The sequence below is a fragment of the Streptomyces sp. NPDC001157 genome, assembly GCF_053598255.1.
The window spans coordinates 29,229-52,832 of sequence record NZ_JBSFJW010000016.1 but is presented as its reverse complement, the minus strand read 5'-3'; the positions used below and the strand labels follow the sequence as shown (position 1 = coordinate 52,832).

General features: G+C 70.7%; 17 protein-coding genes. 12 read left to right on the top strand and 5 right to left on the bottom strand.

The window, feature by feature from the left end:
• The first annotated feature begins 15 nt into the window (after positions 1–15).
• From ACWDAG_RS26030 to holA, 7 genes are all read left to right on the top strand, one after another.
• A complete protein-coding gene (locus ACWDAG_RS26030) occupies positions 16–861 on the top strand; it encodes a DegV family protein (protein ID WP_450697980.1) in 846 nt (281 codons plus the stop codon).
• Between the two features lie 211 nt (positions 862–1,072).
• Entirely contained in the window at positions 1,073–2,230 is a 1,158-nt protein-coding gene (locus ACWDAG_RS26025) for a helix-hairpin-helix domain-containing protein (protein WP_450697979.1), read from the top strand.
• Positions 2,227–4,980, top strand: a complete 2,754-nt coding sequence (locus ACWDAG_RS26020) for a ComEC/Rec2 family competence protein (protein ID WP_450697978.1) — start codon at positions 2,227–2,229, stop codon at positions 4,978–4,980. The genes ACWDAG_RS26025 and ACWDAG_RS26020 overlap by 4 nt, the downstream gene beginning before the upstream one ends.
• 4 nt (positions 4,981–4,984) lie before the next feature.
• Positions 4,985–5,791, top strand: a complete 807-nt coding sequence (locus tag ACWDAG_RS26015; protein WP_450697977.1) for an arylamine N-acetyltransferase family protein — start codon at positions 4,985–4,987, stop codon at positions 5,789–5,791.
• 142 nt (positions 5,792–5,933) lie between these two features.
• Complete coding sequence (locus tag ACWDAG_RS26010; RefSeq protein ID WP_450697976.1) at positions 5,934–6,815, top strand: YceI family protein; 882 nt, start codon at positions 5,934–5,936, stop codon at positions 6,813–6,815.
• A 30-nt stretch (positions 6,816–6,845) separates the two neighbouring features.
• Positions 6,846–7,100, top strand: coding sequence for a hypothetical protein (locus tag ACWDAG_RS26005; RefSeq protein ID WP_450697975.1), 255 nt, complete (start codon positions 6,846–6,848; stop codon positions 7,098–7,100).
• Positions 7,101–7,264: 164 nt separating this feature from the next.
• A complete protein-coding gene (gene holA, locus ACWDAG_RS26000) occupies positions 7,265–8,254 on the top strand; it encodes a DNA polymerase III subunit delta (RefSeq protein ID WP_450697974.1) in 990 nt (329 codons plus the stop codon).
• Positions 8,255–8,669: 415 nt separating this feature from the next.
• Here the strand turns inward: holA and rpsT are convergent, their stop codons facing one another.
• Positions 8,670–8,936, bottom strand: a complete 267-nt coding sequence (rpsT, locus tag ACWDAG_RS25995; RefSeq protein WP_450697973.1) for a 30S ribosomal protein S20 — start codon at positions 8,934–8,936, stop codon at positions 8,670–8,672.
• A gap of 245 nt (positions 8,937–9,181) precedes the next feature.
• Here rpsT and lepA point away from each other — a divergent pair, with 245 nt between their 5' ends.
• On the top strand, positions 9,182–11,050 hold the full coding sequence (gene lepA, locus ACWDAG_RS25990; protein WP_450697972.1) for a translation elongation factor 4: 1,869 nt from the start codon (positions 9,182–9,184) through the stop codon (positions 11,048–11,050).
• Positions 11,051–11,326: 276 nt separating this feature from the next.
• The gene (locus tag ACWDAG_RS25985; protein ID WP_450697971.1) at positions 11,327–13,201 is read left to right on the top strand and encodes an AMP-dependent synthetase/ligase; all 1,875 of its coding nucleotides are present in this window, start codon (positions 11,327–11,329) and stop codon (positions 13,199–13,201) included.
• Between the two features lie 65 nt (positions 13,202–13,266).
• On the opposite strand, the gene ACWDAG_RS25980 is transcribed toward ACWDAG_RS25985, so the two are convergent.
• On the bottom strand, positions 13,267–13,839 hold the full coding sequence (locus ACWDAG_RS25980; RefSeq protein ID WP_450697970.1) for a response regulator: 573 nt from the start codon (positions 13,837–13,839) through the stop codon (positions 13,267–13,269).
• Between the two features lie 12 nt (positions 13,840–13,851).
• A complete protein-coding gene (locus ACWDAG_RS25975; protein WP_450697969.1) occupies positions 13,852–18,000 on the bottom strand; it encodes a HAMP domain-containing protein in 4,149 nt (1,382 codons plus the stop codon).
• A gap of 102 nt (positions 18,001–18,102) precedes the next feature.
• On the opposite strand from ACWDAG_RS25975, the gene ACWDAG_RS25970 reads away from it, so the two are divergent.
• The 3 genes from ACWDAG_RS25970 to ACWDAG_RS25960 all read left to right on the top strand — a co-directional run bounded on the left by ACWDAG_RS25970 (position 18,103) and on the right by ACWDAG_RS25960 (position 22,039).
• Complete coding sequence (locus tag ACWDAG_RS25970; protein WP_450697968.1) at positions 18,103–20,082, top strand: SpoIIE family protein phosphatase; 1,980 nt, start codon at positions 18,103–18,105, stop codon at positions 20,080–20,082.
• Positions 20,083–20,113: 31 nt separating this feature from the next.
• Positions 20,114–21,346: a radical SAM family heme chaperone HemW gene (gene hemW, locus ACWDAG_RS25965; protein WP_450697967.1), complete on the top strand. Its 1,233-nt coding sequence runs from the start codon at positions 20,114–20,116 to the stop codon at positions 21,344–21,346.
• 126 nt (positions 21,347–21,472) lie between these two features.
• Positions 21,473–22,039, top strand: coding sequence for a Uma2 family endonuclease (locus ACWDAG_RS25960; RefSeq protein ID WP_450697966.1), 567 nt, complete (start codon positions 21,473–21,475; stop codon positions 22,037–22,039).
• Here ACWDAG_RS25960 and ACWDAG_RS25955 read toward each other — a convergent pair.
• Complete coding sequence (locus ACWDAG_RS25955; RefSeq protein ID WP_450697965.1) at positions 22,017–22,832, bottom strand: DUF3097 domain-containing protein; 816 nt, start codon at positions 22,830–22,832, stop codon at positions 22,017–22,019. The two genes, ACWDAG_RS25960 and ACWDAG_RS25955, sit on opposite strands and share 23 nt — an antisense overlap.
• Positions 22,833–22,866: 34 nt before the next feature.
• Positions 22,867–23,595, bottom strand: a complete 729-nt coding sequence (locus ACWDAG_RS25950) for an MBL fold metallo-hydrolase (RefSeq protein WP_450697964.1) — start codon at positions 23,593–23,595, stop codon at positions 22,867–22,869.
• Positions 23,596–23,604: the final 9 nt, after the last annotated feature.

Below are 23,604 nucleotides of genomic sequence, written 5' to 3'. Positions count from 1 at the left end.
GGTAACCTCCAGCTCATGTCCCGCCATGTCGCGATCGTCACCGATTCAACGGCCTACCTGCCGCCGCGGACGATGGAGCGCCACGGCATCACAGCGGTGCCCCTGACCGTGGTCCTCGGCGACCAGGCACTGGACGAGGGCACCGAGATCTCGACGCGCTCCCTGGCCCAGGCACTGCAGAAGCGGCGCTCCGTCACCACCTCGCGCCCCAGCCCCCAGCTCTTCGCCGAGACCTACCGCAAGGTCGCCGAGTCCGGTGCGACCGGCATCGTCTCCCTCCACCTCTCCGCCGAACTGTCGGGCACGTACGACGCCGCGGTCCTGGCGGCCCGTGAGGCGCCGGTGCCGGTGCGCGTGGTGGACACCGGGGCGGTCGCGATGGCGCTCGGGTTCTGCACGCTGGCCGCGGCGGAGGCGGCGGAGGCGGGCGGGACGGTGGACGAGGCCGTCACGGCCGCGGAGAAGCGGGCCTCCGGCACGTCCGCCTACTTCTACGTCGACACCCTCGACTATCTGCGCCGCGGCGGCCGGATCGGCGCCGCGCAGGCGCTGCTGGGCTCCGCGCTCGCCGTGAAGCCGCTGCTGCAGCTGGACGGTGGCCGCATCGAGCTCCTGGAGAAGGTCCGTACGGCGTCGAGGGCGATCGCCCGCCTCGAGGAGATCGTGGCCGACCGAGCCGGCAGCGCCCAGGTCGACATCGCCGTCCACCATCTCGCCGCCCCCGAGCGGGCATCGGCCCTCGCGGACCGGCTCCGGGCGCGGGTGCCCGGGCTGGCCGACCTGCATGTGAGTGAGGTGGGGGCGGTGATCGGGGCGCACACCGGGCCCGGGCTGCTGGGGGTCGTGGTCTCGCCGCGGTGACGGCTCCGGACCCCCTGCTCTCACCCGTGTGAGGGGCGAAGTTATCCACAACTGGTGGGTAATCCCCGGGAATTGAGCAAGATCATCGCGATGTGGCGGAGTGCCCCATCGTTGTGGCATGGCACTTCGATCACGTTCACGCACAGCGACTGCGACCAGTGGTCCGGGGCGCAGCCCCGCATCCGACGGCCGGATCCGTCATCGTCGCCCCATGGCCCGCAGCCGGGTCCGGCATCGGCACCGGCATGCGCCCGCGGAGGAACTCCGACGGCGTGCGGAGGTGCTGTTTCCCGAACGGGCCGGGGAATGGCGGGAGTCGGGGGCGGGACCGCCGACGCGGCCTGTGAGGGAGGACGAGGACTCCGCGTTTCCTCCGCGTGGAGGACGGGGTGCGGAAGGAGGGGGTGCGGGGCCGGATTCTCCATCGGCCGGACGGGAGGCTGCAGGCCCGGATTCTCCATCAACTGGTGAGGAGGTTGTGGGGCGGCGCTCTCCGTCGACTGCGGGGGAGGCGGCGGGGCGGCGTTCTCCGTCGATTGGTGGGGAGGTTGTGGGGCGGCGCTCTCCCTCGACTGCAGGGGAGGCTGTGGGCCGGGACGCTCCAATGGTCGGTGGCGTGGGCGAGAGCCCGGAGGTTTCTCCGGCCGGGGAGGCATGGCGGGCGCGGGCCGGGCTTGCGCTGCAGGAGAGGATGCCGCTGTGGCTGCAGGCGAGGTGCGGCCTTGAGCGGCGGAGCGTGGTCGCGCTCGCGGCGCTGCTCGTCGTGGCCGCGGTGTTCGCCGTTCAGCACTTCTGGGCCGGGCGGACACAGTCCGTGCGGGCGCCGGAGGTGGTGCGGGCGGCGGCTCCCTTCGGTGACCGGAAAGGGAGCGGATCGCGAGGACCGGACGCTTCGCCCGGGGCGCCGAATGCCGCAGGCACAGCCGGGGCCGAGATCGTCGTGGACGTCAGCGGCAAGGTCCGCGAGCCCGGGATTCATCACCTGCCCGCCGGTTCACGCGTCACCGACGCCTTGCGCGCGGCTGGTGGGGTGCGTCCCGGCACGAACACCGACGGGCTGAACCGGGCCCGTTTCCTCGTGGACGGGGAGCAGGTGATCGTCGGCGGTCCCGCCGCCCCGGCGCCCGGCGTGGCCGCCGGTGGTCCGGCCGGTTCGGCGGCGGGCGCCGTGCCCGGAGCTCCGGTCCCGCTCAACACCGCCACCGTGGACCAACTCGACACCCTGCCGGGCGTCGGGCCCGTACTGGCCCAGCACATCGTCGACTACCGCACCCAGCACGGCGGTTTCCGCTCGGTGGACGAGCTGCGCCAGGTCAACGGCATCGGCGATCGCCGCTTCGCCGATCTCCGGAATCTCGTACGGCCATGAGTCGCGCTCCCGATCTCCAGGCTCGGCGCGCGGCCGTCCACGCCGCCTCCGCCAGGCGGCTCGGAGCCGCCCACCCTCGACAGGAAGGACCGACGGACCTGCGCCTGGTACCGCCCGCGCTCGCGGTCTGGGCGACTGCCGCAGTGATGCTGGACGCGACGGTGATGTGGGTCATGACCACGGCCGTCGTGTGCCTCGTCGCGGCCGGGGTGCTGCTGCTCGTGCGGAGACGGGCAGCGGACGGCGGAGGAAGCCGCGGTGGGCAGGGTGAGGGCGGTTACGGCGGTGGCGGCGGCTGGGGTGAAGACTCCGGCGGCGGCCGGCAGGGCGGCGGCGCTCCCGTCGGCGACCCGTGGGCGGCCGGTGCTCCCGCCGGTGGCAACCAGGGCGGCGGTCCGCTGCCCGGGCAGTCGGCACCGGTGCCTGTGCCCGCTGGCCGGGCATCGCGGGCGGGCGGTCGACCGGTGCGTGGAGCGTGGCCGCGGGCCTCCGTCGCCGCCGTGCTGCTCTGCGTCGCCGCGGCCGCCGTGTCCGCGGGGCTGCACGGTGCCGACGTCCGGCGCGGTCCCGTACCCGATCTGGCGCAGCAGTATGCCACCGTGACCGCCGAGGTCGAGGTCGGCTCCGACCCACGCCTCAGCCGGCCCCGGATCAGCGGGGACCATGTCGCCCCGGCCTCCGTGCTGATCGAGGGGGAGGTACGCCGGGTGGAGGAGGCGGGCGGGACGGCGGCGGTGACGCGGGCGCCCGTGCTGGTCATCGTCGACGCGGGGGCACGTGATGCCGGAGGGGAGGCCTCCGCAGAGCGGCCGCCACGGTCGCCCTGGCTCCAGCTGCTGCCCTCCACGCGGGTGCGGGTCGTTGCGCGGTTGGCGCCCGCGGCGGTCGAAGGCGACCGGATCGCGGCCGTGCTGCGGGTGCGGGGGAAGACCGCGCCGGAGGTGGTGGGCGGGCCGTCGGGAGTGCAGCGGTTCGCGGGACGGCTGCGGGCCGGGCTGCGGGCGGCGACCGACGGGCTGCCGGCGGACGCCAGGGCGTTGCTGCCCGGCCTGGTCGTCGGGGACACCTCGCGGATCACCCCGGAGCTGGACGAGGCCTTCAAGGAGACCGACCTCGCGCACACGCTCGCCGTGTCCGGGAGCAACCTCACGATCATCCTCGCCCTGCTCATCGGGCCACCCGGCACGGCACAACTGGTGGAGCGCCGCGGACTGGCACCCAGGCTCGGCATCCCGCTCAGGACGACCGCGCTGCTCGGAGGAGCGCTCACGCTGACCTTCGTGGCCGTGTGCAGACCGGATCCGAGTGTGCTGCGGGCCGCGGCCTGCGGGGCCGTCGTACTGCTGGCCCTGGCCACGGGACGACGCAGATCGCTCATCCCGGCGCTGGCGACGGCGGTCCTGCTCCTCCTGCTGTACGACCCTTGGCTGGCCCGGAGTTACGGCTTCCTGCTCTCGGTACTGGCCACCGGCGCCCTGCTCACGCTCGCGCCCCGCTGGAGCGAGGCGCTGCGAAGGCGCCGGGTCCCGCCGAGGCTGGCCGAGGGGCTGGCCGCGGCGGCCGCGGCACAGGTGTTGTGCGCGCCCGTCGTCGCCGTGCTGTCGGCGCGGGTGAGTCTGGTGGCGGTGCCGTGCAATCTGCTCGCCGAGATCGCGGTGGCGCCCGCCACGGTGCTGGGCTTCGCGGCGCTGGCGACGGCGCCGGTGCTGATGCCCATGGCCAAGGTGCTGGCCTGGTGCGCGAGTTGGCCCGCGGGCTGGATCGCGGGCATCGCCCGGACGGGGGCCGCCCTGCCCGGCGGGGGAGTGGACTGGCCGGGCAGTTGGAGCGGGGCGGGACTGCTCGCCCTGGTCACGGTGACCGCGCTGCTGATCGGCCGAAGACTGCTGAGACATCCGTGGTGGTGCGCTGCCTGCGGGGTGCTGCTCGTGCTCGTCGTCGTGCAGCCGCCGCCGCTGACCAGAGTGATCACCGGGTGGCCGCCGCCGGGGTGGCGGTTCGCCATGTGCGACGTGGGGCAGGGCGACGCGACGGTCCTCGCGGCGGGGGACGGCAGTGGTGTGGTGGTGGACGCCGGGCCGGACCCCACGCTCGTCGACCACTGTCTGCGCACCCTCGGCATCACCAGGATCCCCCTGGTCGTCCTCACCCACTTCCACGCCGACCATGTGGCCGGGCTGCCCGGTGTGCTGCGCGGGCGTTCGGTGGGCGCGATCGAGACGACGGGCTTCGAAGAACCCGCGGACCAGGTGCAGTTCGTACGCAAGGAGGCGGCGGCACGACACATCCCGCTCACGCACGCCGTGGCCGGGGAGCAGCGCCGGACCGGTTCGCTCTCCTGGCAGGTGCTGTGGCCCCCGCCCCGCCCGGCACCGGATCCGGACGGCCCGAACGACGCCAGCGTCGCTCTGCTCGCCAGGTCGGGCGGACTGCGGCTGCTGCTGCTCGGGGACCTCGAACCCCCGTCCCAGCAGGCCTTGTTGAGATCGCCGGAAGGCGCGCTGCTCGGCGGGGTGGACGTCCTCAAGGTGGCCCATCACGGTTCCGCGTACCAGGACCCGGAGCTGATGCGCAGGGTGGCGCCGCGGATCGCGTTGATCAGCTGCGGGGAGCACAACATGTACGGCCACCCCGCCCCCAGCACGGTCGCGGCGCTGCGCGCCGAGGGCGCGGTGGTGCTGCGGACGGACCGGGACGGGGCCCTCGCGGTCACGGGGGAAGGCAGGGAGCTGGGGGTGGCGCGAGACTGAGGGCATGAATTCAGCACAGGTCGATGCCTACCTCCGCCGTCTGGGAGCCGAGCCTCCGAACCGGGCCGCCGGCGCCACCGCCGACGTGCTGCGCGAGCTGCATCTGCGACACCTGCGGGCAGTGCCCTTCGAGAACCTGTCGGTCCACCTCGGAGAGGAGATCGTGCTGGAGGAGAAGCGGCTGCTGGACAAGGTGGTGGGGGCGAGGCGGGGCGGGTTCTGTTACGAACTCAACGGGGCGTTCGGGGCCCTGCTCGGCGCGCTGGGGTTCGACGTCAAGCTGCTCGCGGCGCGGGTGCACGGGGACGAGGGGCGGCTAGGGATTCCGTACGACCATCTCGCGCTGCGGGTGGGGGCGTCGGACGGCAGCGAGTGGCTCGCGGACGTGGGCTTCGGGGCGCACAGCCACTACCCGCTGGCATTCGAGGAGAGGGGTGAACAGGAGGATCCCGGCGGCAGTTTCCGGATCGTCGAGGCGGGGCCGGACCTGGATGTCTTCGTGAACGACAGGCCGCAGTACCGGCTGGAGGTGCGGCCCCGAGAGCTCGGCGACTTCGTGGCCGGGGCGTGGTGGCACAGCACCTCGCCAGCTTCGCACTTCGTGCAGTCGCTGGTGTGTTCAAGGGTGACCGAGGACGGGGGGAGGATCACGCTCAGCGGGCGCACGTTCAAGGTCACGGGCGCCGACGGGGCGAGGGAGGAACGGGAGTTGGGCACGGAGGAGGAGGTGCTCGGGGCCTACCGGGAGCGGTTCGGGATCGAACTCGACCGTGCGCCGACCGTGCGAAATCCCCTAGTGGCGGCTGATTGAGGTCACATGTCGTCACATGGGTCCAGAGAGGGCCAGTCATAGCTACTCGTGCGTAGGCACCCCGTGTTGCCTCGAAAGCCGCATCGGTGATCGAATGTCTCTTCGGCAACAGAAGACGTCGAGGCGCACAGGGGTGGCGTGGATGTTCGGCCGCTGGCTGGGAAACCGAGCGAACAGGGTGCAACGGACGAGCCCCTTGGCGGCGGTGCAGACCCCGCCGAGTGCCGGGGTGCTGAGCTGCCGGGTACTGGATCCGGTCAACGAGCCGGTGACCCATGCGGAGTTCGCGGTCAGCGACGCCATGGGGCGCAAGGTGGTCGGCGGGGAGACGGATCCCTACGGGTCGTTCGTGACGACGGTGCCCGCGGGGGAGTACCGGCTCATGGTGTCCGCCGAGGGATACACGCCGTACCGGGCCGGCGCGACCGTCGGGGAGAACGCGCTCGCCTCGCTGGGGGATGTGACGCTCCAGGTGGCGAGGCCGCCGGAGCTGCCGCCGGCGGGCGACTGGGAGATCGAGCCCATGCATTCCTCGATCGGGTTCACCGCGCGGCACATCGGGCTGGCCCGGATCCACGGCCGGTTCAACTCGTTCGCGGGGGCCGTCCGGATCACCGAGCCGGTGGAGCAGTCGGCGATGCATGTGGTGATCGACGCGGCGTCCATCGACACGAACGTCCGGATGCGGGACGATCATCTGCGGTCGGCGGACTTCCTGGACGTGGTGCGCTTTCCGACGCTGGAGTTCTACAGCGAGCGGTTCGTGCACAAGGGCGGGAACCGGTGGGCGGTCACCGGAGCGCTGTCGCTGCACGGTGTGACGCGTACGGTCACGCTCGACACCGAGTACCTCGGCCTGGGCAACGGCATGGAGGGCGAGGTGCGGGCGGCCTGCCGGGCCACGACGGAACTGCACCGGGACGACTTCACGGTGAGCTGGCAGACGATGCTGGCGCGGGGGATCGCGGTGGTGGGGCCGAGCATCCGGGTCGACCTCGACGTGCAGATCGTACGCAAGGGGTGACCTGCGGACGCCTGCGGCGGGTGCCGGACAATGGCTGCCGTGAGCGATGTGAGACATGTGCTGGTGCTGCCCGACCGCGATGCCGCGGAGGCGGTGGCGGAGGCGCTGGGGGAGCGGTTCGGGGTGTCCGAGGAGCCGCAGCTCGTACGGGACGCCCTGGCCGGTGAGGACGACGCGGAGGACGCGCAGTGGCTGGTCGTCCTGCGCGATGAGGACGGGCGGCTGGATCCCGGGGAACTGGACGCGTTCGTGGGGGCGTGGGACGGGTGGCGTGAGGAGCCGTAGCGCTCCGCCGGGTCGCCGGGGGACTGTATGTCGGGCGCCGACTCCGGGCCGCATGTGGCTGGTCGCGCCCACGCGGCTCAGCCGCATGTCCATTCCGCCCCGCGCCCCTTTGGTGCGCGGCCGTGCCGGCCGCGTTGTCAGTGGCCCATGCCATGCTTGTCGCGATGGCCAGGAAGACTGCTGAAGACGACCCTCTCGCCCCGGTGACGCTTGCCGTGGGCCAGGAGGACCTCCTGCTCGACCGTGCCGTGCAGGAGGTGGTGGCCGCCGCCAGGGCAGCCGACGCCGACACGGACGTACGTGACCTGACACCGGACCAGCTGCAGCCCGGCACCCTCGCCGAGCTGACCAGCCCCTCGCTGTTCGCCGAGCGCAAGGTCGTGGTCGTACGCAACGCCCAGGATCTCTCCGCCGACACCGTCAAGGACGTGAAGGCCTATCTCGGGGCGCCCGCCGAGGAGATCACCCTCGTGCTGGTGCATGCGGGCGGAGCCAAGGGCAAGGCCCTTCTCGACGCCGCGCGCAAGGCCGGGGCGCGGGAGGTGGCCTGTCCGAAGATGACCAAGCCGGCGGATCGGCTGGCCTTCGTGCGCGGGGAGTTCAGGGCGGCCGGGAGGTCTGCCACGCCCGAGGCCTGCCAGGCGCTCGTCGACGCCATCGGGAGTGATCTGCGGGAGCTGGCGTCCGCCGTCTCCCAGCTGGTCGCCGACGTCGAGGGGACCATCGACGAAGCCGTCGTCGGGCGGTACTACACGGGGCGGGCCGAGGCGTCGAGCTTCACGGTCGCCGACCGGGCCGTGGAGGGGCGGGCGGCCGAGGCCCTGGAGGCGCTGAGGTGGTCCCTGGCCACCGGGGTGGCGCCGGTGATGATCACCAGTGCGCTGGCGCAGGGCGTCCGGGCGATCGGGAAGCTCTCGTCCGCGCGCGGGGGGCGGCCGGCCGATCTGGCGCGTGAGCTGGGGATGCCGCCGTGGAAGATCGACCGGGTGCGGCAGCAGATGCGGGGGTGGACGCCTGACGGAGTGGCGGTCGCTCTTCGGGCGGTCGCCGAGGCGGATGCGGGAGTGAAGGGGGGCGGGGACGATCCCGAGTACGCGCTGGAGAAGGCGGTCGTGGTGATCGCCCGCGCCGCGCGGTCCCGGGGGCGGGCGTAGGGGCCGGTCCGCTCGGTGGATTCGCCCCCGCCGCCCTTACCCGTCCCTTCCCCAGGGGCGCTGCCCCTTCGGCTCCGCTGTGGGCTGGGCCCCCAGACCCCCGCTTCGGCCTGAACCGCCTCGTCCTCAAACTCCCCCAGAGGGGGTGCCCCCAGACGGGCTGAAGAAATGCGGCCCGGCGCTCAAAGGTGCCGTCCAGCAAATGCCGTCCAAGAACGCCGAAGGCCCCGGCGCCCCGCCCTGGGGAAGGGCTGGGTGCCGGGGCCTCCGGCTCAAGCTGTCGGATCCGCGCCCGCGTGGCGAACGCAGGCCGCGCGCGGATCCTCGGGTGCCGGTCGGGAGCGGATGAGAGAGGGCCCGCTCTGGGTCCTTCCGGCGGTTCGGTCCCGCGGGACCGGTCAGATCAGTAAGAGGTTCAGCCCTGGATGGAGGCGACCTTGGAAGCAAGCGCCGACTTCTTGTTGGCGGCCTGGTTCTTGTGGATGACGCCCTTCGAGACGGCCTTGTCGAGCGCACGCGCAGCAGCGCGCTGGTACTCGGTGGCCTTCTCGACGTCACCCGCGGCAGCGGCCTCGCGGGCCTTGCGGATCGCGGTCTTCAGGGAGGACTTGACGGCCTTGTTGCGCAGCCGGGCCTTCTCGTTGGTCTTGATCCGCTTGATCTGGGACTTGATGTTCGCCACTGATTGAGCCTTTTCAGGTTCAGGCACAGGGCCAGGAGCACTCCGTGCAGGAGTTACCGGGTCCCGTACCAGGTGATTTCTTGGGAGTTGTGCCTCGCGCTGAGAGGGCATGAGACACAGCCACCCAGAGTACCAGTGGCCGTCCCGGCGGCCCAAAACGGTCCCCGGTCGCCACCCGTGGGACCATGGAACCTACGTATCGATCCGACCCGAGGCATAAGGCGCCTCAAGAGACAGGACCCTGCGTGCCCGCGACCCCTAACAATGTGCCCGAGCCGAGCCGTACCGACCCGGCTCTGATCCGCAATTTCTGCATCATCGCGCACATCGACCACGGCAAGTCCACGCTCGCCGACCGGATGCTCCAGCTGACCGGTGTGGTCGAGCAGCGGCAGATGCGTGCTCAGTACCTCGACCGGATGGACATCGAGCGCGAGCGCGGCATCACGATCAAGTCCCAGGCGGTGCGCCTGCCCTGGGCTCCGACCCATGAGCCCGGCAACACGCACATCCTCAACATGATCGACACCCCGGGGCACGTCGACTTCACCTACGAGGTCTCGCGGTCGCTCGCCGCCTGCGAGGGGACCGTCCTCCTGGTCGACGCCGCCCAGGGCATCGAGGCCCAGACCCTCGCCAACCTCTACCTGGCGATGGAGAACGACCTCACGATCATCCCCGTACTGAACAAGATCGACCTGCCGGCCGCTCAGCCCGAGAAGTTCGCCGAGGAGCTCGCGAACCTCGTCGGCTGCGACCCGGACGACGTGCTGCGGGTGTCCGCCAAGACCGGTCTCGGCGTCGACGCGCTGCTCGACAAGGTGGTCAAGGAGATCCCGGCGCCCGTCGGCGTCGCGGACGCCCCCGCGCGCGCCATGATCTTCGACTCCGTCTACGACTCCTACCGCGGTGTCGTGACGTACGTACGAGTCGTCGACGGGCAGCTCAACAAGCGTGAGCGGATCCGGATGATGTCCACCGGCGCCACGCACGAGCTGCTGGAGATCGGCACGAACTCGCCCGAGATGCTCGGCGCCGACGGCCTCGGCGTCGGTGAGGTGGGCTACCTCATCACCGGTGTGAAGGACGTCCGCCAGTCCAAGGTCGGTGACACCATCACCAGCCTGAGCAAGGGCGCGACCGAGGCCCTCGGGGGATACAAGGACCCGAAGCCGATGGTCTTCTCCGGTCTGTATCCGCTGGACGGCTCCGACTACCCCGAGCTGCGTGACGCCCTCGACAAGCTCCAGCTCAACGACGCAGCGCTGGTCTACGAGCCGGAGACCTCCGCAGCCCTCGGCTTCGGCTTCCGCGTCGGCTTCCTCGGGCTGCTGCACCTGGACGTGATCCGTGAGCGGCTGGAGCGCGAGTTCGGGCTCGACCTCATCGCGACCGCGCCCAACGTGGTCTACCGCGTGCTCATGGAGGACGGGACCGAGCACACGGTCACCAACCCCAGCGAGTTCCCCGAGGGCAAGATCAACGAGGTGTACGAGCCGGTGGTGCGCGCCACGATCCTCGCGCCGTCGGAGTTCATCGGCTCGATCATGGAGCTGTGCCAGACCCGGCGCGGCACCCTGCTCGGCATGGACTACCTCTCCGAGGACCGCGTCGAGATCCGCTACACGCTCCCCCTCGCGGAGATCGTCTTCGACTTCTTCGACCAGCTGAAGTCGAAGACGCGTGGCTACGCCTCGCTGGACTACGAGCCCACCGGCGAGCAGACGTCCAGCCTGGTCAAGGTCGACATCCTGCTGCACGGCGACAAGGTCGACGCCTTCTCCGCGATCACCCACAAGGACGCGGCCTACGCCTACGGTGTGCGGCTCGTCGCCAAGCTGCGCGAGCTCATCCCGCGGCAGGCCTTCGAGGTGCCCATCCAGGCCGCCATCGGCTCCCGGGTGATCGCCCGCGAGACCATCCGCGCCATCCGCAAGGACGTCCTCGCCAAGTGCTACGGCGGCGACATCTCCCGTAAGCGCAAGCTGCTGGAGAAGCAGAAGGAGGGCAAGAAGCGGATGAAGATGGTGGGTTCCGTGGAGGTTCCGCAGGAGGCGTTCATCGCCGTGCTCTCCAGCGATGACAGCGCGGGGTCGGGCAAGGGCAAGAAGTGACCACGGGTAACCGCGGGTAACGACGGGTTGCGGCACTAATCCGGACACAACAGGGGCTCGGCGTACGAAAGTGCGGCGAGCCCCTACGCGTGCGTAGTGTCGCTCTCTGTACGAAGTGACAGGCCGCTGCCCCTTACGAACCGGCCGGTCGGGCTCTACCCTGATCTCTGCTCGATAGTTACTCGCGAGTTAAACAACGGTTCGCGAGTGGATACAGCCGCAGTCAATACCGCCGCACTTGAGCCAGCCGCACTGCCGCGGGCCCCGGAGGATGTCGTGAGCGACACACAGACACTGATCGAGAACCGTCCGCCGAGCGTGGCGACCCTCTTCCTGGAACGCGTTGCAGCCACACCGGACGCGGAGGCCTACCGCTACCCGGTGGCGCCCGCCTCCGGTGAGGGCCCTGACGACTGGAAGACGCTCAGCTGGGCGCAGGCCGCGGAGCGGGTCTACGCGATCGCAGCCGGCCTGATCGAACTGGGTGTGCAGCCCGAGCAGCGTGTCGCGCTCGCCGCCTCCACCCGCGTCGAGTGGATCCTCGCCGACCTCGGCATCCTGTGCGCCGGAGCGGCCACCACCACGGTCTACCCGCAGACCAACGCCGACGAGTCGGCGTTCATCCTCTCCGACTCCGACAGCCGGGTGCTGATCGCGGAGGACGCGGCACAGCTCGCCAAGGCGGTCGAGAAGCGCGCCGAGCTGCCCGACCTCACTCATGTCGTCGTGATCGACCCGGCCGGCGTCGAGACGAGCGACTGGGTGCTCACCCTCACCGAGCTGGAGGCCCGGGGCGCCGCGCGCCTGGAGAAGGACCCTGACCTGATCAAGGAGCGGGTCGGTGCGATCACCAAGGACCAGCTCGCGACGCTGATCTACACCTCCGGGACCACCGGCCGCCCCAAGGGCGTACGGCTGCCGCACGACAACTGGTCCTACATGGCGAAGGCCATCGCCGCGACCGGGCTGGTCGGCCCCGAGGACGTGCAGTACCTGTGGCTGCCGCTCGCCCACGTCTTCGGCAAGGTGCTCACCTCCGGCCAGATCGAGGTCGGGCACGTCACCGCGGTCGACGGTCGCGTCGACAAGATCATCGAGAATCTGCCGGTCGTGAAGCCGACGTACATGGCGGCCGTCCCGCGCATCTTCGAGAAGGTCTACAACGGGGTCGCGGCCAAGGCGAAGGCCGGCGGCGGCGCCAAGTACAAGATCTTCCAGTGGGCCGCCGAGGTCGCCCGCGAGTACGCCAAGGTCGCGCAGGACAACTTCCGGCGCACCGGCACGGCGTCCGTCCCGTTCTCGCTCGGCGCCAAGCACAAGGTCGCCGACGCGCTGGTCTTCGCCAAGATCCGCGAGGCCTTCGGCGGGAACCTGCGGGCGTGCGTCTCCGGCTCGGCCGCGCTCGCGCCCGAGATCGGCTACTTCTTCGCCGGCGCCGGCATCCACATCCTCGAGGGCTACGGCCTCACGGAGTCCTCGGCGGCCTCCTTCGTGAACCCCGGCGAGGCCTACCGCACCGGCACGGTCGGCAAGCCGCTGCCCGGCACGGAGGTGCGTATCGCGGACGACGGGGAGATCCTGCTGCGCAGCCCCGGCATCATGGAGGGCTACCACGGGCTGCCCGAGAAGACCGCCGAGGTGCTGGAGTCGGACGGCTGGTTCCACACCGGTGACATCGGGGAGCTGTCGCCCGACGGTTATCTGCGGATCACCGACCGCAAGAAGGACCTCATCAAGACGTCCGGCGGCAAGTACATCGCGCCCGCGGAGGTCGAGGGGCAGTTCAAGGCGGTGTGCCCTTACGTCTCCAACATCCTGGTGCACGGCGCCGACCGGAACTTCTGCACGGCGCTGATCGCTTTGGACGAGCCGTCCATCCTGCAGTGGGCTTCGGAGAACGGGCTGGAGGGCAAGTCGTACGCGGAGGTTGTGGCTGCGGAGGCCACCGTTGCGCTGATTGACGGGTACGTCAAGGAGCTCAACCAGGGGTTGCAGCGGTGGCAGACGGTCAAGAAGTTCCGTCTTCTGCCGCGGGATCTCGATGTGGAGCACGGTGAGATCACGCCCAGCCTGAAGCTGAAGCGGCCGGTTGTCGAGCGGGAGTACAAGCACCTCATCGATGAGATGTACGCCGGTACGCGGGAGGCGTAGGGGGTGGTGCGGGTTGCTTCGCGGCTGACGGTTCGTCGTGGTTGATCGCGCAGTTCCCCGCGCCCCTAACAGCCGCGTCCCCTGGCCAGCAGTTGACGTAGCTCTCGGACCTGTTCGCGCAGTGCGGGCAGGTCCGGGGTGTCGTCGGCGAGGTCGGTCTCCAGTGTCGCCAGTCTGACGTCCACCTCGCCGTAGTCCGACTGTTCCTGCGCCACCAGGCGTTCCAGCTGCTGGTTCTTGCGGTGCAGGTCCAGGAAGACGGTGACCTTTGCCCGTAGGACCCAGGGGTCGAAGGGCTTGGTCAGGTAGTCCGCGGCGCCGGTGGCGTAGCCGCGGAAGGCGTAGCCCGAGTCGTCCTCCGCGCCGGTCAGGAAGATGATCGGGACGTCCTTGGTCTGGTCGAGCCGCTTGATGTTGGCGGCCGTCTCGAATCCGTCCATGCCGGGCATGCGGACGTCGAGCAGGACGAGGGCGAAGTGCTGGCGCAGCAGTGCCTTCATCGCCTCCTCGCCCGAACGTGCGCGTACCAGCGGCTCGTTGAGGGACCCCAGGACGGCCTCCAGCGCGATCAGGTTGTCCTCCATGTCGTCCACGAGGAGGATGCTGGCGCGCTCGTTGGTCGTTGCCTCAGCGCTCATGGTGAGTGTGCCTCATTCGGTGTTCGGCCCTGCCGCCGCTTCCTCGGTCGTGCCCGGCTGCGGGGCAGTGGTGTCGGTGGTCTCGTCCGCGCCCTCCGGATCCAGTAGTGCGCAGACGACCGTCAGCAGCTGATCGACGTCCACCGGCTTCGGTACGTAGTCGTTCGCACCCCTGGCGATGGACTTCTCGCGGTCTCCGGGCATCGCCTTCGCGGTCAGGGCGACGATCGGCAGTCCGCTCCAGCGGGGGGTGCGGCGGATGGCGGCGATGGTCTCGTAGCCGTCCATCTCCGGCATCATGATGTCCATCAGGACGAGTTCCACGTCCGGGTTGCGCTCCAGGGTCTCGATGCCCTCGCGGCCGTTCTCCGCATACAGGACCGGCATGCCGACGCGGCCGAGGACATGGGTGAGGGCGAAGACGTTGCGGATGTCGTCGTCGACGATCAACACCCGCCGACCGGGCAGTACCTGGCCTGCCCGGCCCACCTTCCACGCCTCCAGTTTGGTGGGGGCCGGCCAGGAGTCGTCCACGTCGTGCGTGGTGGTGAAGGGTTCGGCGGACAGTTGCTCCGGCACCGGCAGGGCACGCTCCTCGGTGGCCGGTCCGGTCGCCGGGTGGCCGGGGCTGACGACAGGGACGTACAGGGTGAAGGTGGACCCCTTGCCGGGCTCGCTGGTGGCGACGATACGGCCGCCGAGCAGGCCCGCGATCTCCCGGCTGATGGACAGGCCGAGGCCGGTGCCGCCGTACTTGCGGTTGGTGGTGCCGTCGGCCTGCTGGAACGCCTCGAAGATCACCGGGAGTTTTTCGGGCGCGATGCCGATGCCGGTGTCCGTGACGGCGAAGGCGATCACGTCGTCGCTGTCTCGGACATGGAGCCGCTCGGGGTCCTTGATCCGGCTCACGCGCAGCTCGACCCGGCCCGTCGCGGTGAACTTGATCGCGTTGGAGAGCAGGTTGCGCAGGATCTGCTGGAGCCGCTGCTCGTCCGAGTACATCTCGCGCGGTACGTCCTCGCCGACCGCCACCTCGAAGGCGAGGCCGCGGTCGAGGGTGAGCGGGCGGAAGGTGGCGTGGACGTAGTCGAGGAGCTTGATGAGCGGGAGCTTCTTCGGGCGTACGTCCATGCGGCCGGCCTCGATCTTCGACAGGTCCAGGATGTCGTTGATCAGTTGGAGGAGGTCCGAGCCGGAGCGGTGGATCGTCGTCGCGAACTGCACCTCCTGGTCGGAGAGATGGCCGTCCGGGTTGTCGGAGAGCAGTCGCGCGAGGATCAGGAGGGAGTTCAGGGGGGTTCGCAGCTCGTGCGACATGTTCGCCAGGAACTCCGACTTGTACTGCGACGACGTCGCGAGCAGCGCGGCCTTCTCCTCCAGTTCGGCGTTCGAGCGCTGCAGCTCGGCCTGTTGCTTCTGGAGTTCGTCCGAGCGTTCCTGGAGCTGCATGGCCAGGCGCTGGGACTCGCCGAGCAGGGACTCCGTACGGGAGTTGGCGATGATCGTGTTGATCGCGACGGCGATGGTGTTCACGAACTGGTCGAAGAAGGCGAGGTGGACGTCGGAGAAGCGGGAGAACGAGGCCAGCTCGATCACGCCGAGGAGCTTGTCCTCGAAGAGGATCGGGATGATGACGACGCTGGTGGGGGCCGCCTCGCCGAGACCGCTGTTGATCTTGATGTAGTCCGGCGGTGCCTCCTCGACGAGGATCCGCTTCTTCTCCCGGGCCGCCTGCCGGACCAGCCCGTGCACCGGGAGGCCGCCGGTCTCGACGGTCGCGCCCTGCGCCGAGCCGTACCCGGCGATGAAGGCGAGCCCCTTCGTGGGCACGGTGGTGCGCAGCGAGGCGCCCTCCTCGTCCGGGTCGGCCAGGAAGAACGCCCCGTACTGGGCGTTCACCAGCGGGGTCAGCTCGCGCAGCAGCAGGTCGGCGACCTCCATCAGGTCGCGGTGGCCCTGCATCAGGGCGGCCAGGCGGGCCAGGTTGGACTCCAGCCAGTCCTTCGCGCGGGTGGTCTCGCGGAGGTTGGCCACCATCAGGTTGATGTTGTCCTTCAGCTCGGCGACCTCGCCCTGGGTCTCCACGGTGATGGAGCGGGACATGTCGCCCTGGGCCACCGCGGAGGCGACCTCGGCGATCGCGCGGACCTGGGTGGTCAGGTTCGACGCCAGTTCGTTCACGTTCGTCGTCAGGCGCTTCCAGGTGCCGTACACGCCCTCGACCCTTGCCTGGCCGCCGAGTTGGCCCTCGGAGCCGACCTCGCGGGCCACGCGGGTGACCTCGGAGGAGAAGGAGGACAGGGTGTCGACCATGGTGTTGATGGCGGTCTTCAGCTCCAGGATCTCGCCGCGTGCGTCGACGTCGATCTTCTTCGAGAGGTCGCCGTTGGCGACGGCGGTGGTCACCTGGGCGATGTTCCGGACCTGTGAAGTGAGGTTGTCCGCCATGTAGTTGACGTTGTCGGTCAGGTCCCGCCAGACACCGGACACACCCAGCACCTGGGCCCGGCCGCCCAGCCGGCCGTCGGTGCCGACCTCGCGGGCCACCCTCGTCACCTCGTCGGCGAAGGCGCGCAGCTGCTCCACCATCGTGTTGACGGTGTCCTTCAGCTCCAGGATCTCGCCGCGTGCGTCGACGGTGATCTTCTTGGAGAGATCGCCGTTGGCGACGGCGGTCGTCACCTGCGCGATGTTGCGGACCTGCGAAGTGAGGTTCAGTGCCATGAAGTTGACGTTGTCGGTGAGGTCCTTCCAGACACCGGAGACGCCCCGCACCTGCGCCTGGCCGCCGAGGTTTCCCTCGGTGCCGACCTCGCGGGCCACGCGCGTGACCTCGTCGGCGAAGGCGGAGAGCTGGTCCACCATCGTGTTGATCGTGGACTTCAGCTCCAGGATCTCGCCCTTCGCCTCGACCGTGATCTTCTTGCCGAGGTCGCCCTGGGCCACGGCGGTCGAGACGAGAGCGATGTTGCGGACCTGCGAAGTGAGGTTGTCCGCCATGAAGTTGACGTTGTCGGTGAGGTCCTTCCAGACACCGGACACGCCTCGCACCTGGGCGCGGCCGCCGAGGTTTCCCTCGGTGCCGACCTCGCGGGCCACGCGGGTCACCTCGTCGGCGAAGGCGGAGAGCTGGTCCACCATCGTGTTGATGGTCGACTTCAGTTCCAGGATCTCGCCCTGCGCGTCGACCGTGATCTTCTGGCTCAGGTCGCCGTTGGCGACGGCCGTGGTCACCTGGGCGATGTTGCGGACCTGCGAAGTCAGGTTCGACGCCATGAAGTTGACGTTGTCGGTGAGGTCCTTCCAGACCCCGCTGACACCCCGCACCTGGGCCCGCCCGCCCAGCTGGCCCTCGGTGCCGACCTCGCGGGCCACGCGGGTCACCTCGTCGGCGAAGGCGGACAGCTGGTCGACCATCGTGTTCACGGTCAGCTTCAGTTCGAGCAGCTCACCGGTCGCCTCGACCGTGACCGTGCGGGTCAGGTCGCCGCGGGCCACCGCCGTGGTCACCAGTGCGATGTCACGCACCTGGGCGGTCAGCCGGGACGCCATCGTGTTGACGGCCTCGGTCACATCCCGCCAACTGCCGGACAGACCCGTCACCTTGGCCCGTCCGCCGAGCCGTCCTTCGGTGCCCACCTCGCGCGCGACCCGGGTCACCTCGCCGGTGAACAGGGAGAGCTGGTCGACCATCTTGTTCACGGCCCGGCCCAGCCGCCGCAGATCACCGCGCAGCTGCCGGTTGCCGTCGTGCAGGTCGACCCGCTGGGTCAGATCGCCGCCCGCCACCGCGTCGAGCACCCGCGTCGCGTTCGCCGCCGGGGCCACCAGGGCGTCGAGCAGCTGGTTCACATCGTTGACCCGGGAGGTCCAGGCGCCCTGCCCGGGGCTCGCCGAGACCCGCTCGTCGAGCCGCCCGTGCCGTACCAACTCCCGCTTCACGCGCTGCACTTCCCCGTTGAAGTGCGTGTTGCGGTCCATGATCTGGTTGAACACGGCCGTCAGCTCGGCCACCATCCCGTGGCCCGTCTCCGGAACCTTCGTGAAGTCGCCGTCCCGGGCGGCGGTCATCGCGGCGAGCAGCGGACGCAGCTCCGATGCTCGGAGTTGTTCCGGTTTTTGACCGTCTTCGAGCACACGCGTAGCACTGTTCTCACTCATGGCGGCCCACTTCGGTAACTCGGCGCTTATGGGCGAGGCCAGTCTGTCACTCTGTCGGCATCGACTGAGGCGTATTCGTCCGAACCGCTCGGGGAGCTGTCCATGGGGGCCATTCCGACGCAACGGGAGACCGCTTCCTGCGCTTGCGATGCGCCTGCACACCTGCACGCGACCGCGCACGGGAGGGTGGACCCGCGTGCGCAGGCGTACACGACGCTGCCCGGCAGCCCCCTCGCGCCGGGTTCCGCCCGCGCCCTCGTACGCGCCGCGCTCGCCGACTGGGCCGAGGCCCGGCTCCCCGGTGCCGAACACCTCACCGACCGGCTCGCCGACGACGCCGTGCTCGTCGTCAGCGAACTCGTCACCAACGCCGTCGTGCACGCGGGCACCGAGGTCGAGGTGGAGTGCCGTATGGAGGAGGCGCCGGGCGGGCTCGTGGTGGAGGTCTCCGACCATCACCCCTCCCGGGCGCCTCGCGACTCGGACGCCGAGGGCCCCTACGAGACGGCCGAAGTGCCGTACGGGACACCGGAGTACGGCCGCGGACTGCGTCTGGTCGCCACGCTCGCCGAATCCTGGGGGGTCACCTTCCGTCGGGGCACCAAGACGGTGTGGGCGCGACTGCCCGCTGAACGGAGCCCGACCGCTGCCGAGCCGCAGGCGCACGCCGGCCGCCAGGCACTGGAACGAGGGCTGCGCGCCGCCGAGATACTGGCGCCCGACCCGCAGCGAGCCGAGCGCGACCGGGACTGGCTGCACCGCGGCGCCCTGTCCTTCCTCGCCGAGGCCTCCGATCTGCTGGCCGGGCAGCTCGACGAGAACCTGGTCGCCGCGCTCGCCGGACAGCTGATCGTGCCGCGGCTCGCCGACTGGTGCGCGGTGTGGCTGGAGGACGAGGCCATGGGCCGCGGCGGCTGGGTCGACGGCACCGGGGGCGCCGGGCCCCGCCTGGCCCGCGTCTGGCACTGCAGCGAGAACCGCATCGAGGAGCTGCGCCGCGCCCTGGAGAAGGACCCGCCGCATCCGCCCGAGGCGATCAGCGTCCCACCGGGGGAGCGCAGCCGGGACTGGGGGAAGTCCGGGCCGGTCGTGTACCCCTGGCCGGGCGAGGCGCTCGACGTGCGGGACGAGCACGGCGCGGCGCTCGCCTACCGCCTGATCGCGGGCGGCCGCCCGCTCGGCACGCTCGTCATCGGACGCGCCGGGCTGCTGCGCTTCCCCGACGAGGTCACCGGGCTCGTCGAGGACCTCAGCCGCCGGGTGGCACTCGCCATCGGCGCGGCCCGCCAGTACGCCCGCCAGGCCACCATCAGCCAGGTCCTGCAGCGCGGCCTGCTGCCCGCCGCCGTCGCCGAGATCCCCGGGGTGCGCAGCGCCCTCGTCTACGAACCGTGCGACAAGGGCGGCCCCAGCGGCGACTTCTACGACCTCTTCCCGGCCGGCGACGGCCGCTGGTGCTTCGCCGTCGGCGACGTCCAGGGCAAGGGCCCCGAGGCCGCCGTGGTCATCGGCCTGGCCCGCCCCTGGCTGCGCCTGCTCGCACGCGAGGGCTACCGTGTCGCCGACGTCCTCGACCGCCTCAACCGCCTCCTCCTCGACGACGCGACGGAGGCAGCGGACGCCGCCGCCCGGGCCCTGGTACGGCCGCCCGCCCCCGGCGACGGCCCGCAGACCCGCTTCCTCTCCCTCCTCTACGGCGAGCTGACCCCCTTCGACGGTGGCGTCCGCTGCACCCTCGCCTCCGCCGGCCACCCGCTGCCGCTGCTCCTCGGCCCCGACGGAAGCGTCCGTACGGCAGCCCGTCCGCAGACCCTCCTCGGCGTCGTCGAGGACGCGACGTACACCAGCGAAACCTTCGAGCTCCGCACCGGCGACAGCCTCCTGTGCGTCACGGACGGTGTGACGGAGCGCCGCTCCGGCTCCGACATGTTCGACGACGCAGACGGCCTCGCAGCCGCGCTCTCCGGGTGCGCGGGCCTGAGCGCCGAGCTGATCGCGGAACGCATCCGCAGGCTGGTCCACGAGTTCGGCGGGCGCCCGCCGGAGGACGACCTCGCGCTGCTGGTGCTGCAGGCGGAGTGAGCAGTTCGTACGGTGCTGGACAATGGAAGGCATGCCTTCCGCACTCCCCGACGGCGAGCCGGTCCCCGCCGACGGCGCCCTCCCCGCATCCGCACTCGCCGGGGCCCCCGACCGCCCCCTCGGCTTCTATCTGCACGTCCCGTACTGCGCGACTCGCTGCGGCTACTGCGACTTCAACACCTACACCGCCACCGAGCTGCGCGGTACGGGCGGCGTCCTCGCCTCCCGCGACAACTACGCGGACACCCTGATCGACGAGATCCGCCTGGCGCGGAAGGTCCTGGGCGACGACCCCCGCGAGGTCCGCACGGTCTTCGTGGGCGGCGGTACGCCGACGCTGCTGGCCGCCGGTGATCTCGTACGGATGCTGGGGGCGATCCGGGACGAGTTCGGTCTCGCGGCGGACGCGGAGGTGACGACGGAGGCGAACCCGGAGTCGGTGGATCCGGCGTATCTGGCCGCGCTCCGGGAGGGAGGCTTCAACCGTGTCTCCTTCGGCATGCAGAGCGCGAAGCAGCATGTGCTGCGGGTGCTGGACCGGACGCACACGCCGGGGCGGCCGGAGGCGTGCGTGGCGGAGGCCCGGGCGGCCGGCTTCGAGCACGTGAACCTGGACCTGATCTACGGCACCCCGGGCGAGTCGGACGACGACTGGCGGGCCTCGCTGGAGGCGGCGCTGGGTGCCGGGCCCGACCACGTGTCGGCGTACGCACTGATCGTCGAGGAGGGCACGCAGCTGGCGCGTCGCATCCGCCGGGGCGAGGTCCCGATGACGGACGACGACGTCCACGCGGACCGCTATCTGATCGCGGACGAGGTGATGTCGGCGGCAGGCTTCGACTGGTACGAGGTCTCCAACTGGGCCACGTCGGAGGCGGGCCGCTGCCTGCACAACGAGCTGTACTGGCGGGGCGCCGACTGGTGGGGCGCGGGCCCCGGCGCCCACTCGCACGTGGGCGGGGTGCGGTGGTGGAACGTGAAGCACCCGGGGGCGTACGCGGCGGCGCTGGCGGAGGGACGGTCGCCGGGCGCTGGCCGGGAGCTCCTGGCGGAGGAGGACCGCAGGGTGGAGCGGATCCTGCTGGAGCTGCGGTTGCGGGAGGGGGTGCCGCTGTCCTTGCTGAGGGAGGAGGGGCTTAAGGCCTCCCGCCGGGCGCTGGGGGAGGGGCTCCTGGAGACTGGGCCGTACGAGGAGGGGCGGGCAGTGCTGACGCTGCGGGGGCGGTTGCTGGCGGATGCGGTGGTCAGGGACTTGGTGGACTGATCACCCTGGCGGGTGAATCGGTGCGGAACGTCGGTTCGGTCCCTAACCTGGTTCGTAGGCTGCTGCCGTAACTGACGGTGGCAGAAACCGGAGGGCTGCGGAGTGACCGCTGTGGACGACCGACCGATGACCACCGATGTCGTGGAGTTCTTCGAGAACCTCGAGGTTCCCGAGGGATACAAGGCCGAGCTCCTCCGGGGGGAAATCGTGATGATGGCGGCGCCGGACGTGGTGCACAACGACATCGTCGAGGCGGTTCTCGACCAGTTCCCGCGCCGGGACTGGAGGAGGCTGCAGACGCAGGCCGTCGCCATCCTGCAGGAGACCAGCGAGCCTTTGCCCGACCTCGTACTGGTGGAGAGGGGCGTCGGACCGCGTGAAGGGCAGCTCATGCCGTCCAAGGTCATCAGCATGGTCGTCGAGGTTGTGTCCAAGACGAGCGTCGAGCGTGATTACGTCGTCAAGCGTTCGATCTACGCTGCGGGCGGCATGCCCGTCTACTTGATCATCGACCCGATCATGGGGCAATGTGTGCTGCTCACCGAGCCGACAGGCACGGGCGAGCAAGCCGACTACCAGTTGCAGCGGGTAACCACCTTCGGCGCGCCGGTGCCGCTGAAACCGCTTGGCATCGAACTGGACACCACCGAGTTCGGCACCTACAAGGGCGTCAAGCCCCACCACCGACCGTGACGAAGTCGATCAGCTCCTCCACCCGCCCCAGCAGCTCCGGCTCCAGATCCTTGTAGGACCCCACCCGCTTCAGGATCGCCTGCCACACCGCCCCGGTGTTCTCCGACGGCCACCCCAGCGCCCGGCACACCCCCGTCTTCCAGTCCTGCCCGTGCGGCACCCGCGGCCACTCGGCGATCCCCAGCGACGACGGTTTCACCGCCTCCCAGATGTCGATGTACGGGTGGCCCACCACCAGCGCGTGCTCGCTCGTCACCGCCTCCGCGATCCGCCACTCCTTCGTACCCGGCACGAGGTGGTCCACCAGCACCCCGAGCCGCGCATCCGGCCCCGGCGCGAACTCAGCCACGATCGACGGCAGGTCGTCGACACCCTCCAGGTACTCCACGACCACGCCCTCGATGCGCAGGTCGTCACCCCAGACCTTCTCGACCAGCTCGGCGTCGTGGCGGCCCTCCACGTAGATACGGCCGGCGCGAGCGACACGCGCGCGTGCGCCGGGGACGGCCACCGAACCGGATGCCGTACGAGCGGGCCGTACAGGAGCCGCGCCGGACGGGCGTACGAGCGTCACCACCCGCCCCTCCAGCAGGAACCCCCGCGGCTCCATCGGGAACACCCGGTGCTTGCCGAAGCGGTCCTCCAGGGTCACCGTGCCCGCCTCGCAGCGGATCACCGCGCCGCAGAAACCGGTGCCCGGCTCCTCGACCACCAGACCCGGTTCCGCCGGTACCTCCGGCACGGGCTTGGGCTTCTTCCACGGCGGGGTCAGGTCGGCGGAGTACTGGCGCATTCGAGTGACGATAGGAGAAGCGGCCGGTCAGCGGCTACGACACGCCGAAACGTGCCGCCAGCTCGTCCCGCTGTCTCCGCACGAACCCCGCGTCCACCACCGCTCCGTGACCGGGTACATACAGTGCGTCCTCCCCGCCCAGGTCCAGAAGTCGGTCGAGGGCGGCCGGCCAGTGTGCCGGTACGGCGTCGGGACCGGCCTGCGGTTCGCCGGACTCCTCCACCAGGTCGCCGCAGTAGACGATCTCCGGGGAGCCGGGGACCAGGATCACGAGATCGTGGGCCGTGTGGCCAGGGCCCACGTTCGCCAGCAGCACCTGTCGGCCGCCGCCCAGGTCGAGCGTCCACTCGCCGGAGACGTGGTGCCGGGGCGGGACCAGGGCGTCGACCGCCTCCTCCGCCACCCGCGCCTCCAGCCCGTTGCCCACCGCGTCCGCACGCAGCTCCTCGCGCGCGTGCCGGGCCTCGAACACCGTGTCCACGCCCACCGCGCCGTACACCTCCGCGCCCGCGAACACCGCCGCCCCGAAGACATGGTCGAAATGGGGATGCGTGAGCGCGAGATGAGTCACACGGTGACCGGCGAGCTCCTGCGCCTCGGTACGCAACCGTGCGCCCTCGACGAGGCTCGATCCCGCGTCGATCAAGAGCGCCGTGCCCTCCCCGACGACCAGCCCTGCCGTGCAGTCCCAGCGGGGCAGACGGCACCGGCCGACACCGGCCGCCAGCCGCTCCCACCCCAGCTCTTCCCAAGTCACCGTCATACGGCGACG